The organism is Paenibacillus sp. FSL M7-0896, from assembly GCF_037975415.1.
GTDB classification, from domain to species: domain Bacteria; phylum Bacillota; class Bacilli; order Paenibacillales; family Paenibacillaceae; genus Paenibacillus_AQ; species Paenibacillus_AQ silagei.
The window spans coordinates 128,324-142,139 of the sequence record NZ_CP150250.1 but is presented as its reverse complement, the minus strand read 5'-3'; the positions used below and the strand labels follow the sequence as shown (position 1 = coordinate 142,139).

Below are 13,816 nucleotides of genomic sequence, written 5' to 3'. Positions count from 1 at the left end.
CTTACACCGGGGGAAATAATCATGGGAATGGATTTGGAGTATGGTCCCGCGCCGCAGGGACCGCGGCTGCACAGGCGTGTATTCAGAGAACTGGGCAGACGTATCCTGGAGACGTACAGGTATGATACTACTTTATGGAGGACTGCGCTTAGCGGCCCGTGGACGCTATGCATTCTGGCTTTTTCTATAGTTATTATGGGTATTCCTACCGGACTCGGAAGCGCAGCGGATATTATGCTGGCAGCCGGCGCGGGGACGCTAGTTATGGCGCTGGCCGGCAATCTGCTGGCTGTGCTGCTCTCCCTAACCGGACTCCGCTGTCCGCATCTGTTCGCAGGCTCTTTGCTCAGTACCTATGGGACTGTATTGCTGATCCTGTATTTTTCCGATCTGGAGCTTGGAGCTGCAGCCGTTGTCGCCTGTATCGCAGCCTTGGCCTGCGGGATAGGGGGACTTGCGGCCGGTCTGCTGCGGACCCGGAGAATGTTCACCGGTGGTCTGCTGGCAGCGGCACTCTTCCTCTCCCCCTTCGCACTGGCCTATGGCTATGGGACGGGAAGCAGCCCGGTACCTGTACCCTCGCTTCAGAGTCTGGCGGCGGACGGACAGGTGCTTCCCGTAACGGCGGACGATCCCGCCCATCCGGGCGACTATGAGTTCCACACCTTCACCTACGGCAGCGGCAAGGATCTGCAGCGCAAGGCGTATGGCAAGGATGTCCTGCTAGCCTCTGCTTCCGTGGATGCTACCGAATATATCTCTTCCTGGCCCGTGCTGCGGACCCTGTTCTGGGGGTTCGATCCCGCTTCCCTCCCGCTGAATGCCAGAGTGTGGATGCCGGATGGGGACGGGCCTTATCCGCTGGTGCTCATGGTCCATGGCAACCATATGATGGAGGACTTCTCCGAGGACGGCTATGCCTATCTTGGTGAATTACTGGCCAGCCGGGGCTTCATCGCGGTCACCCTGGATGAGAATTTCCTGAATTATTCGGCCTGGTCGGGTATTCCGGACAACGACTTCAAGGCGCGGACCTGGATGATTCTGAAGCATCTGCAGCAGATCGGCAGCTTCGCGGAGCAGCCCGGCACCCCCTTTTACCAGAAGGTTGATTATGACTCTGTTGCACTGCTTGGCCACAGCCGCGGCGGGCAGGCAGTAGCCATGGCTGCGGATGCGGCACGCTGGTTCGGCAGTGATCCGGTTCTGGACGCTATTCAGCAGTTCCATATTACTTCGGTCATTGCCCTGGCACCTACGGATAAAATGATCGACAGCAAGCAGGCCCGTCTAACCGATGTGAGCTATCTGACACTCCAGGGCGCCCGTGACGGCGATGTACATGATTTCTACGGGGATCGTCAATATATGCGCTCTTCCTACACCGGCAATACCCCTGGCTTCAAAAGCTCGCTCTATATTGCCGACGCTAATCACAGCCAGTTCAATACGGACTGGGGGCTATATGACCAGACGCTGCCTACCGGCCTGTTCCTGAAGCGCTCCCGGATCATGGACGGGGAGGAGCAGCGGAGAATCGCCAAGGTCTATGTCTCTGCCTTCCTGGAGACCACGCTGCACGGGAGGAGCGAGTACCGGCAATTGTTCCGCGATTACCGCAGCGGTGCCCGGTGGCTGCCGGATACCGCCTACTATAACCGCTTCCAGAGCGGGGCCTATATCACGGTGGCGGACTATGATGAAGACCGCAACAGGGGCGCCGTCCAAGGCGGGACCGTCTCTACTACTACGGGGCTTCACTGGAGCGAAGAGGCCGCGAAGGACCGCGAACGGAACAACAAGCCCTCTTACGGTATTCTGCTGGAGCGCAGTAGCAGCCCGGATCAGGAGCATACGGATGCCGAGGCCGCTTACAGCATTAGGCTTAGCGACACGCTGACTCAGACGCTTGCGGAATCCCCTGCCGTAGAGGGACTGACCTTCTCCCTGGCGAACCATAATTCCGGTCCTAACGAGGATGGAGATTCCAAGCCGCTGCCGGAGGCAGAGCTCTCCCCGGAGGTAGAGGTGGAGCTGACCGACAGTAAAGACACCTCTGCAAGAATTCCCCTGGACGAAGTGATGGATATTCTGCCGCTGCCGCAGACTGAGTTTACGCTTAGTCCATGGCTGGAGGAGCGGATCAGTGACGGCAAATTCGGCAACCTCTCGGAAGCCGTCTACCAGACGTACAAGCTGCCCTTCGAGCTGTTCCTTGAGGAAGAGCCCGAGCTTGATCCGGATAGTCTGAAGGACATCACCTTTTATCTGCAAGGGACAGAAGACAAGATTATGCTGGATGACATCGGCTTCTATGAGCGGGAGGACCCGCTGACAGGAGTGTATTAACCGGACATCATTCTATTTATCTGTAGAAAAAATAACTACAGCCCAAATTGCCCCCTGTCGCCTTATTCCGGCTAACAGGGGGCTTTGCTGTTCCTGCACAGGGGTCGTTGTGCAGGTTAATCCAGGGCTACAAGGCAGACAGGCGCCGGCACTTCCAGCTCATTGCCGGTAGGGATCAGCCGTCCGGTCTCACTGTCTATGCGGAAGGAGGCAATATTGCCGCTGTTCTGGTTAGCAGCGAGCAGCATGCCGCCGATCAGAGCGAAGTTACGCGGTGTCCGTCCCCCGGAAGTCACCCAGTCCTCCGCTTCCAGCAGACCCGTAGCCTTATCAATATGGAACAGTGCGATGCTGTCATGCCCACGGTTGGATACGTAGAGGTAGCGTCCGCATGGTGATACATGGATATCTGCAGCCGTATCATCACTTCCGGCGGTATAATGCTCCGGGAGACTGCTGATACTCTGCAGGAGCTTCAGATTGCCCTGAGGCTCATCATTGGCGAACACGGTAACCGTATTGTTCAGTTCATTAACCAAATAGATCCATTGCCGCGAAGGATGAACCGCCAGATGGCGCGGTCCTGAGCCTGGAGGAAGCTCTACCTCCCGGTGAGTGACCAGCTTCCCGTCCTCCACACGATAGAACACGATCTGGTCGAGACCGAGATCACAGACCAGCACATGATCACCCGTCTTGTCCGGAATCACGGAATGGGGATGGGGGGCATCCTGACGGTCGCTGCGGATTCCCGAGCCCTCATGCTTCACCTGGGAGGACATCTCCTGTAATGACCCGTCCTCTTTCAGCGGGAACACATTGACATTCCCTCCCGTATAGTTAGACACGGCTATGTAATCTCCCTTCGGAGCCACCGAGACATAGCAGGGCGCGCCGCCCCCGGTCACTCTGCTGCCCAGCGGATGAAGCGCTTTGCTGCCGGGATCAATGGAGTAGGCATGAACCTCACCCTCATCCTGCTCACTCACTGCATATAATACCGTCTGCGCCGCATTAACCGCCAGATAGGAAGGATTCAGGATCCCCCGGGTACCGCCCATAACTCTCATTTCTCCGGTCTCCTTATCCAGCGCACCGAGCAGGATGGCCTCTTTCTCCTCTCTGTTGTACGTTCCAATATAGAATAATACTTCATTAGGCTGGTGCATGGCAGCGGCTCCTTTGTTTGTATAGTATATAAGCTTATATACCCTGTACACCCCTATACTCACTCAGCGGGTGAACCATAAATTCACTATAACATCTTTATGTACCCACTGCGTTATCAGGGTTAAACAGCATAAATTTGGACAGACTGGAATACTAAATAAATGTGTGCCGGCAAAATTTAACACTGGTTTAAACGCTGTGCATAAGGTTAATAGTAACCATCGAAGACAACAAACACAAAAGGAGCTGAGAGTTAATGAGTTTACTATGGATGTTGATTGTTGGTGGCGTAATTGGTTGGCTGGCCGGGTTGATTATGGGTAGAGACATTCCAGGCGGAATTATCGGCAACATTATCGCTGGTATTCTCGGTTCATGGCTCGGCGGCATGCTGCTGGGAAGCTGGGGACCTAAGATCAGCGACTACTATGTCTTCCCTTCACTGATCGGTGCTGTGGTTCTGATCTTTATCGTAAGCCTGATTCTGCGTTCGGTTGGCGGACGTAGCCGCTCTTAAGCCCTATGGCAGCATTCTTTCCTGAAGCTGCTGAACTATACTTAGCAAGCAGACCCGCCGGGGTTAGACTCTGGCGGGTTTGCTGTGTGCTTCAGGCAGCTCACCCGCATGAGGCAGGCTGCGCATCATTAATGAAATCCGTTCATTATCTGCTATAATGAAGTAAATAGTGACCGAAATCACAGAGGAGGAACGTGAATTATGGGTAACATCAACCCCTCACTTCTGCATGTGGGCTCCACGCTGGGAGCAGTATTCATGGCGCTGATGGTGATTTTTATCCGCATGAAGGCCAGCGCCCGCCCGGTAACCATCCGCAAAATATGGATTCCGCCGCTTGGCATGTCCACCGGCTTCGCCATGTTCGTCGTACCGGAAGTGCGCTTCCCCTGGTGGTGGGCGGTAGCGGCTTTCCTGGTCGGCTGGTTTATTTTTGCCTACCCGCTAATCCGCAGTACGCGGTTCGAAGAACGTGAAGGGCTGATCTATGCCCAGCGCTCCAAGAGCTTCGCCTTCATTCTGCTTGGACTGCTGCTGGTCCGCACCCTGCTCCATGAGTTCATCAACCGGTATGTCTCTGTTCCGCAGTCCGGCGGATTATTCTTCATTCTGGCCTTCGGCATGATCCTCCACTGGAGACTGTTCATGTATAAGCACTATACCGGAATGCTGCCTGCCGAGCCGCAGATTCCGCAGCCCCGGGTCTAGGGTGAGGCCGGGATGGATTATATAATTATGTACAAGGGGGTGTCCCCGGCAGCCTTAGGGAGGACTGCCGGGAACACCCTTTCCTTCTGTCTTCCCAAATGCCCATCAGCTGCATATTATAATTCATAAGAACCCTGATACTCTAACCTTTCATGTGAATTATGGCCAAATAACGGACGGGTGCAGCGGGCATTTTCGGTGCGATGTCAGGTAACTTGCGATGAGATCAGTTAGAATAGTACCATACTTGTAGAGAGTGGGGACTGGGCAATTGAAAAGTAAATCGAGAAAAGTGGCAATCGTCGGCTCCGGCATGGTCGGCTCAAGCGTTGCCTATTCCATGGTGAATCAGGCCATATGCGATGAGATCATGATGATTGACCGCACCTACGACCGCGCCATGGCACAAGCGCTTGATCTCTCGCACTGCATGGACTTCACCGGAACACGCACCAAGGTCTATGCCGGCACCGCCAGTGACTGTGCGGGGATGGATGTCGTCATTCTGACGGCAGGCGCCAATCCCAAGCCGGGGCAGACCCGGCTGGATGTACTGGATGCCGCCGCTGTAATTACCCGGGAGATCATCACCGAGATTATGGCAGGCGGCTTCGATGGGATCTTCGTCGTCGCTGCGAACCCTGTAGATATTGTCACTTATATGGTCTGGCAGATCTCCGGCCTGCCGCGGCACCGGGTAATCGGCACAGGCACCTCCATCGACTCTTCCCGGCTGAAAACACTGCTGTCGGAGGTGTTCACGATTGATCCGCGCAGCGTTAACGGCTACGCCCTTGGCGAGCACGGGGAGTCGCAGTTCGTAGCCTGGTCCCATGTGACCATCGGCGGCAAGCCGATTCTGCAGATTATGGAGCAGCACCGCGAGCGCTTCAGCAGCCTGGACCTTATGGATATCGCCCGCAAGACGAAGGATGCCGGCTGGGAGATTTTTACGCGCAAGGGCTCGACTCACTTCGGGATCGGCAGTGCCCTCGCTTATATCACCCGCTCCATTCTGAATGACGAGCACAAAATCATCGCCGTCTCCGCCATCCTGGACGGGGAATACGGACAACGCGGCGTATGCGCCGGAGTTCCGGCCATTATCGGCAGCAGCGGTATTCAGGAATTGCTGGAGCTGAACCTCAGCGATACAGAGATGGCTAAATTCACCGACTCCTGCAATATCATCCGTGCGGGAATTGATAGCCTCACGCTGGAGGAGCAGCACTAAGCTTAACAGCACAGCCTATACCGCAAACACCCCTCTGCTTCACACAGTAACCTGTGGGGCAGAGGGGTATTTGCGGTGATTTTACCTGATATTATTGAAACTTCTCGATCTCGCTGCGCAATTCGCTCATCAGCTGGTTGAGGGATTCGGCTGAGGTGACAACCTGGCCCATCAGATTCCGCTGCTCGGTGGAGGCCTCCGCCACCATCTCGGCGCTCTCGGCAGAATCTCTGGCAATAATCAGCATGTCGGAAATGGAGGCCGTAATCTCTTCTGTCCCGGCGGACATCTGCTCGTTGACGGCAGAGACGTCCTGGATCTGAACCGATACCTCACGGATGGACGAGCGGATATGGTCGAAGGAGGTGCCTACATTCTGCATTTTACCCATCCCGTCTCCGATCTCAGCAATGCTCTTCTCCATAGAGACCTCAGCCGCTCTGGTGGATTCCTGAATCTGACGGATCAGCTCCACAATGTTCACAATGGCGCTGTTCGTGCGCTCCGCCAGCTTCTTCACTTCATTCGCCACCACGCCGAACCCGCGCCCGTGCTCGCCTGCTCTGGCCGCTTCAATCGACGCATTGAGCGATAACAGCCCCGTCTGATTGGAGATTTCGGAGATTACGTCAACAATCTGGCCAATTTGTTCGGATTGCCCGCTCAGATTGCTGATCAGGGCCGAGGTCTCCTCCGCAGCGCCGCTGATGACATTCATCTGCTTAAGTGTGGATTGAATCTCCACATAGCCGTTCTCGACCTCGGCGCTGACTGTCTCCGCCTGGTCGGACACATTAACCGAGGATTCCGCAATCCGCTGCAGCCCGATCGCCATCTCCTCCGTAGCTCTGGCCGCCTGCTCCGAGCCTTTGAACTGCTCGCCCATTCCATGCGCGACCTCCTGGACGACCGTCTCAATCTCTGCCGATGTATTCGAGGTCTGACTGGCGTATTTCAGCACGCGTTCTGCCGAGACAGCAACCTGCTCCACGGTAGCATCGATTTTGCCGACAATGCCGGACAATGATCCGATCATATCATTAATGCTCTGGCTCATCTGGCCGATCTCATCACCCGAGCGCACGGTCACCCGTTCGCTGAGATAGCCGTCCGCTACTTTCTTCATCACCCCGGAGATCGCCACAATCGGCTTCACAATCAGACGGGTCAGATACAAGGCCAAGGCAACGACCGCCAGAATGATGATTGCAATGAACAATGTGGATATCCGCTGGGCTGAGGTGACTTTGGCGGTAATCTCACTTTTGGGAACCGTAATCAGCAGCTTCCAGTCTGTGCCCGGGACGGTACGGAAATAGGTAATCACCTGCTTGCCGTCCTCTCCCTTATAAACTTCCGAGCCTGCTTCCTTGCCGAGAATATGCTCTACGGCCTGCTTCATCTCTGTGGTCTTCGCGTAATCCGCGATATTCTTGCCGATCCGCTCGGTCTCGGAGTAGGCGTAATAATCACCCTTGCCAGAGATCACATATCCGTAGCCGGTATCGCCCACGTGGATGTTTTTGCCCATCTCCATCAGAATGTCCGGTGTCACCGAGAAGGCGATACCGCCGCCAAACTGCTTGTCCTTGTCCACGACCGGAACGAATACCGGGATAATATATTTACTGAGCTGTTCCAGATAAGACATCTCCGCTACCGCCGGAGCAAGACTCTCCTTGGCCTGCAGGAAATATGCCGATTGGCCCACATCCGCCGTAAGCTTAAGGGAATTGGCCAGAATGCCCTGCTTGTTAATGACGCTGTAGCCTTCGGACTGAGTATCGCTCTCTTCGAGTACCTTGACCACAGGAAAAATAGTATCGGGTCTTGAGGTATCGAATTCAGGATGCTGCGCAATCAGCTCCTGGACCGCAGATGTCCGCGTATTCAGCCACTCTACGATGCGTGTAGTGTTCATCTCCAGAATATTCTGGGCGAGCTCCTCGCTATCGTCTCTGGTGACACCCCCGAAGTACTGCATGAAAAAAATCGTGACGCCGAGCAGAGGTACAATAGCAATTGCCAAAATAACAAGCGAATACTTGCTTTGCAGCGATAATGATTTTCCGTTCTTTGCATTCATTTTCAATTTTGACCGTACACTTCCCTCATTCACCGCAAAATCCCCCTAGAAACCCATTCTGGTCTTCCATATGCTGTAAATATGTATATTGATATATCGGCATAAATAGACAAAAAACATAATACATACAATAAAAATAAGCCTTAAGACCCAAAAATTAGGATCATTAAGGCTTATACTTTTCATAATTATTTCATTATCGATTCATCTTACACGATTATACCGATTTCGGCGGCTGTAAGGCGCGCATGCTGTTCAGTACAGCGAGTACAGTAACTCCGACATCTGAGAATACGGCCTCCCACATCGTGGCAATTCCGAACGCTCCCAGCAGCAGAAAGACCGCTTTGACTCCCAGCGCAAAAGCAATGTTCTGCCAGACAATGGTCCGCGTCCGTTTGGCGATCCCGATGGCGGAAGCGATTTTGGAAGGCTCATCCGTCATGATTACAATATCCGCTGCCTCAATGGCCGCATCCGAGCCAAGTCCGCCCATGGCAATCCCGACATCCGCTCTGGCCAGCACCGGAGTATCATTAATCCCGTCCCCGACAAAAATGATCTTCTCCTTCGGTCCCTTTTCCCGCTCCAGCTGTTCAATCGCTGCGACCTTATCTCCCGGCAGCAGCTCAGCATGAATCTCCTGAATGCCCAGCTGTCTGCCGACAGACTCGGCTACCGGAGCGGCGTCACCCGTCAGCATAACCGTCTTGCGGATTCCCAATGCATTCAGAGCCTGAATCGCCTTAAGAGAATCATCCTTCACTTCATCTGCAATGACGAGATAGCCTGCGTAGCGCTTATCTACAGCAATATGAACGATCGTCCCGTACTCCTGCGGAGTTACGCTGGCAATCCCTTCACGCTCCATCAGCCGCGCATTCCCGGCCAGCACTGCCTTCCCCTCCACGGTAACTGCGATGCCGTGGCCGGAAATTTCGTTATAGCCGGTAATGGCTTCACCCGGAATAGCTTCGCCATAGGCTGCACGGATGGATTCCGCAATCGGATGGCCGGAGTGGCTCTCCGCATAAGCCGCTACCCGCAGCAGCTCCTGCTCTGTGAAGCCTTCCGCCGGAACATTGCCGGTTACCGTGAACTGGCCTTTGGTCAAGGTTCCTGTCTTATCGAACACAACGATCTTCACATCATTCAAGGCTTCCAGATAGTTGCTGCCCTTCACCAGAATCCCGTTCTTCGATGCGGCACCGATCCCGCCGAAGAACCCGAGGGGAATCGACACGACAAGCGCACAAGGGCAAGAGATAACGAGGAAGACCAGTGCACGGTAGATCCAGTCGGAGAAGGTGGCTCCGCTCAGAATCAGCGGCGGAATCACGGCCAGCAGCAGCGCTGTTATGACTACGACCGGCGTATAGGCACGGGCGAATTTGGTGATGAAATTCTCTGTCTTTGCTTTGTTATTCGTAGCATTCTGGACCAGCTCCAGAATCTGCGAGACTGCCGATTCACCGAAGTCCTTGGTCACTTCAATGGTAATCACACCATTGCGGTTAATGAATCCGCTGAGTACCTCGCTGCCCGGTTGAGTAGAACGGGGAACGGATTCTCCGGTCAGTGCCGAGGTATCCATCATCGCGTTGCCCTCCAGAATAATCCCGTCCAGCGGAACCTTCTCACCGGGCTTAACTACGATGCTGTCTCCTACTCTAACCTCTTCGGGGGACACTTTCCGCAGATTACTGCCTTCCTTCAGATAGGCGAACTCCGGCCGGATATCCATCAGCGCTGTGATCGAACGGCGTGAACGGTTCACCGCCATTCCCTGGAACAGCTCACCTACCTGATAGAAGAGCATAACCGCAACGCCTTCGGGATATTCGCCGATGGCGAAGGCGCCGATGGTCGCAAGGGCCATCAGGAAGTTCTCATCGAACACCTGGCCCCTTACAATATTCCGGGCAGCGGCGAGGACGACCTCTCCGCCGACAATCAGATAAGCTGCCAGGAAGATCAGCAGCTCGGTGATCCCGCTGACCGGCAGGAACATCCCGGCCGCAGCCAGAATGGCACCGCCGCCCAGCCGCATCAGGATGCGGCGCGTATCGCCCTCCCCATGCTCATGGCTGTGTCCGTGGCCATGTGAATCCTCCTGGCCGTGGCTATGCTCAGCAGCATGTGAATGCGGGTGCCCCTCTTCATGGGAATGTCCTTCTCCATGGGCATGCTCATGACCGTGCGGTTCGACGTGGGTATGAACATGACCCTGTCCTTGAACCGCTACGCCGCGTACCTGAGCTGCCCCCTCCGCAGACAACGGCTTCTTGACCGCACGCGAAGCACGAACCGCACGCGGCTTCACATGCGGCTCCAGCTTGGTTACCGTATGCTCAGCCTGCTTCGCGATCTCATCTGCAGCAGCAGCTGTTGTCTCCAGTGTCATGGTCTTCGTCGCGAAGTTGACGGAGCAGGAGGACACGCCTTCAATCTTCTTAACCTTATTCTCGATTTTCATAGCGCAGTTCGCGCAGTCCAGCCCATCCAGGACCCACTTGCGCTTCACATTGTCTTCTACCGTACTCAAATGACTCATCTCCCTTGATCGTCCCTATATATGAGTATTTGTTCATATGTTAACTTACACCTATTATATTCCCCTGAATCATGCAGTGTCAATGCATTCAGCCCACAGATTGTGGCTAATTATGTACTGTGAAGAATCTGGATGCCGATGGAGTTATTTTGGACAAACTATTCTTCATCTATATAAAAAAGCTTGTAATTTGTCTGAGCTGGCCATAATATTAACATATGAGCAATCATTCATATGTTAACTGAAAAGAGGTCCTATCTAATGAACAATTCCAAAACCGATTCACACACTCATTCGCATGCTGGAACACACACTCATTCGCACGCTGGCGGGCATTCGCATTCCCACTCCCACTCCCATTCACATGCGCATTCCCACGCACCGGATAATAAGAAAGGCCTGCTGATCGCCTTAATTATCACCGGCGGTATTATGTTCCTTGAATTCTTCGGCGGCCTGTTCACCGGGAGCCTGGCTCTCTTGTCCGACTCGGGGCATATGCTCAGCGATACCGCCTCCCTTGCCCTTAGCCTTGTGGCCATGATTATCGCGGTGAAACCGGCATCCTCCAAGAACTCCTACGGCTTCCACCGGTTTGAGATTATGGCGGCTTTGTTCAACGGGGTGACCCTGTTTGTAATCTCCGGATTCATTATGTATGAAGCCTTCCAACGCTTCTCCGCCCCTCCGGTGGTAGCCAGCGGAACGATGATGCTGATTGCCAGTGTCGGACTGCTGGCCAACCTCGTCAGCGCCTGGTCACTGATGCGCAAAAGCGGGGCTAAAGACAATATCAATATCCGCAGCGCTTACCTGCATGTAATCAGCGATGCTCTCGGCTCCGTCGGCGCGCTGGCGGCTGGTCTGATTATGAACCTGTTCTCCTGGTATGTGGCAGACCCTATCATCAGTGTGCTGGTCGCCCTGCTCATCCTGCGCAGCGCCTGGGGTGTCATCAAGCAGGCCTTCCATATCCTTATGGAAGGAACTCCGCTTAGCGTAAATGCCGAAGAGGTCGAAAAGGCGCTACTTCAAATTGAAGGGGTTCAGGATGTGCATGACCTGCATATCTGGACCATCACCTCCGGCCTGGATGCTCTCAGCGGTCATCTGCTGATCAAAGACGGGGTGAATACAGAACAGGTGCTGCAGCAGGCACTTAAATTAGTGGAAGAGAATTTCGGCATCCAGCACTCCACACTGCAGATTGAGAATTCTGCTGTGAAGCACGGTGATCTTCCGGTCTGAGGAAGAGGTGGTAAGCGGGTAAGGGAGAATGAGGGAGTCCGAGGAAAATCTAACGATTCTGTATGCCTGCCGAATGTATGCTGTTTTCCACATATATTCGGCCACTTGCCCTCACAACGACCGATTGTATGCTGTTTTCCACATATATTCGAACCACTTGCCCTCACAACGACCAATTGTATGCTGTTTTCCACATATATTCGAACCACTTGCCCTCACAACGACCAATTGTATGCTGTTTTCCACATATATTTGGTTTATCGCACATCATAATATAAAAGGGGCTGCCCCAAGCCATTACCCGGCGTTGGGACAGCCCTTGCTGTCATAACAATCTATTCATGCCGGATATGCTCATGGGTCTGCAGGAAAATCTGCTCCACATGTGCATCATTCAGCGAATAATATACGGTCTTGCCTTCCTTGCGGCGCTTCACAATCCGCAGATTGCGCAGATAGCGGAGCTGATGGGAGACTGCCGATTGTCCCATATCCAGTATAGAGGACAAGTCATGCACACACAGCTCCTGCTGGGATAATGCGTAGATCAGCCGAACTCTTGTTGGATCACCCAGTGCCTTGAACATTTCTGCCATCTTATCTGTGATCTCACGGTCCGGCAGAATCAAGGCCATCGATTCCGGTTCCAGTTCGGAACCATTACAGGTGTTGTCGCATTCTTCAAGTGCCGCTGGTTCCATGCTCCCGCCCTCCTCCATATGCTCATCCGGTGTCACCGGCGCTTAATAGTATCTTCTACGATTAATTATAGAAAAAATGGCGTCCAATGTCCATTGAGAAGAAAATACGGGAGGGAATTCATTCAAACATGCGGCGATGTATAGCCTATCCATCAGCGAGATCAGCTAGTATGATCAGTTTCGTTCGGGTTCGCTTCGAACATTCAGTGATCATTCAGTGATAGTTGTAGTCTGTGCATCTAAAAACCCCGAAAAGAAAGGTTTTCCTCTTCTAACTGTAGTCTGTACAACTAAATCTGCCCGAATGGGTGAGAATCCGGTACAGATGGATTTTTAAATGTACGAAGTGCAACTAAACCACTCCTAGGCCATATATCAGGGTGATTTAGTTGTACAGAGTGCATTTAAGCATACCTCGTATACCTTAGTCGCATACGTAAATCGTACGTGAACCCTAACATGTGATTAGTTTTAACATTTCCCGCCAGCCGCATTCCGATACCTGCTAACCTTATACCGCCTTACGCCAAAAGGCTATCAAGCCAGCGCCCAGGAACAGAAGCAGACTCCCCGCCACTACAATCATCAGGCTCTCCAGCGGCAGGTTGAAGGCGCCGAACCGTTCTTCGCCGAAGGGGGACATGGCCAGCACCGGCTGTACCCATGGATAATAAGGACCGTAGGTGGAGGAGTTGGCAATCAGTATATTGGGAATGGTGAAGCAGACATTCAGCGCAAGCGGGGCGCCGAAGCTGCTCCAGCCTTGAGAGATCGCCAGTTGCAGTGCAGCCAGCGGCAGGCAGGCAAACCAGCCTCCGAACAGGCTGTTCAGCAGCAGCCCCCAGGGAATTCCCCCCTCTGCACCCCGATACCACCCCACTCCCAGAACCCCTGCAAGAAACAGCAGCTGAACCGCACCCAACAGCGCTACAATTAATGCATATTTGGCAAAATATACGGAGGTTCGTGTAACCGGAAGCGCCAGGAGCTGCTTCCAGCCGCCGTCACTATGCTCATTGCGGCAGATTAAAGCAGCGAAGAGTCCAGAGAGTACCGGAAGAAACAGCAGCGCATGTACCGCTGACATTGTGCTCAGCAGAACCTGCCAGGTTATCACCCTATCCTCTTGCATGTCCGAAAGCGCGCCTATCGGCAGGGAGATCAGCGGACTGAGCAGTATTAACAGCCAGGTGCGGAATCCGGCTATCTTCATGCACTCCGCAGACATTATTCGCAGAAAAGTCCGCAT

10 protein-coding genes are annotated in these 13,816 nt (G+C 53.8%); 5 read left to right on the top strand and 5 right to left on the bottom strand.

What is annotated here, in order from left to right:
* The first annotated feature begins 21 nt into the window (after positions 1 to 21).
* Positions 22 to 2,349 (top strand): alpha/beta hydrolase, encoded by a 2,328-nt coding sequence (locus tag MKY12_RS00605; RefSeq protein WP_339312479.1) that lies wholly within the window; start codon positions 22 to 24, stop codon positions 2,347 to 2,349.
* Between the two features lie 116 nt (positions 2,350 to 2,465).
* Here the strand turns inward: MKY12_RS00605 and MKY12_RS00600 are convergent, their stop codons facing one another.
* On the bottom strand, positions 2,466 to 3,518 hold the full coding sequence (locus MKY12_RS00600; protein ID WP_209877367.1) for a lactonase family protein: 1,053 nt from the start codon (positions 3,516 to 3,518) through the stop codon (positions 2,466 to 2,468).
* A gap of 257 nt (positions 3,519 to 3,775) precedes the next feature.
* Here MKY12_RS00600 and MKY12_RS00595 point away from each other — a divergent pair, with 257 nt between their 5' ends.
* From MKY12_RS00595 to MKY12_RS00585, 3 genes are all read left to right on the top strand, one after another.
* On the top strand, positions 3,776 to 4,036 hold the full coding sequence (locus MKY12_RS00595; protein WP_036732764.1) for a GlsB/YeaQ/YmgE family stress response membrane protein: 261 nt from the start codon (positions 3,776 to 3,778) through the stop codon (positions 4,034 to 4,036).
* A 201-nt stretch (positions 4,037 to 4,237) separates the two neighbouring features.
* Positions 4,238 to 4,744, top strand: coding sequence for a cytochrome c biogenesis protein CcdC (locus MKY12_RS00590; protein ID WP_036732774.1), 507 nt, complete (start codon positions 4,238 to 4,240; stop codon positions 4,742 to 4,744).
* A 271-nt stretch (positions 4,745 to 5,015) separates the two neighbouring features.
* Positions 5,016 to 5,978 (top strand): L-lactate dehydrogenase, encoded by a 963-nt coding sequence (locus MKY12_RS00585; protein WP_339312477.1) that lies wholly within the window; start codon positions 5,016 to 5,018, stop codon positions 5,976 to 5,978.
* A 91-nt stretch (positions 5,979 to 6,069) separates the two neighbouring features.
* Here MKY12_RS00585 and MKY12_RS00580 read toward each other — a convergent pair whose 3' ends face one another.
* Both MKY12_RS00580 and MKY12_RS00575 read right to left on the bottom strand, forming a co-directional pair.
* Positions 6,070 to 8,064, bottom strand: coding sequence for a methyl-accepting chemotaxis protein (locus MKY12_RS00580; RefSeq protein WP_036732898.1), 1,995 nt, complete (start codon positions 8,062 to 8,064; stop codon positions 6,070 to 6,072).
* Positions 8,065 to 8,281: 217 nt separating this feature from the next.
* Positions 8,282 to 10,618, bottom strand: coding sequence for a heavy metal translocating P-type ATPase (locus tag MKY12_RS00575; protein ID WP_339253154.1), 2,337 nt, complete (start codon positions 10,616 to 10,618; stop codon positions 8,282 to 8,284).
* 261 nt (positions 10,619 to 10,879) lie between these two features.
* Here MKY12_RS00575 and MKY12_RS00570 point away from each other — a divergent pair, with 261 nt between their 5' ends.
* Positions 10,880 to 11,866, top strand: coding sequence for a cation diffusion facilitator family transporter (locus MKY12_RS00570; RefSeq protein ID WP_339253153.1), 987 nt, complete (start codon positions 10,880 to 10,882; stop codon positions 11,864 to 11,866).
* Between the two features lie 335 nt (positions 11,867 to 12,201).
* On the opposite strand, the gene MKY12_RS00565 is transcribed toward MKY12_RS00570, so the two are convergent.
* Positions 12,202 to 12,567 carry a metalloregulator ArsR/SmtB family transcription factor gene (locus tag MKY12_RS00565; protein WP_036732785.1) on the bottom strand — a complete coding sequence of 122 codons (366 nt, stop codon included), beginning with the start codon at positions 12,565 to 12,567 and terminating at the stop codon, positions 12,202 to 12,204.
* Between the two features lie 511 nt (positions 12,568 to 13,078).
* The gene (locus MKY12_RS00560; RefSeq protein ID WP_076083436.1) at positions 13,079 to 13,816 is read right to left on the bottom strand and encodes an ABC transporter permease; all 738 of its coding nucleotides are present in this window, start codon (positions 13,814 to 13,816) and stop codon (positions 13,079 to 13,081) included.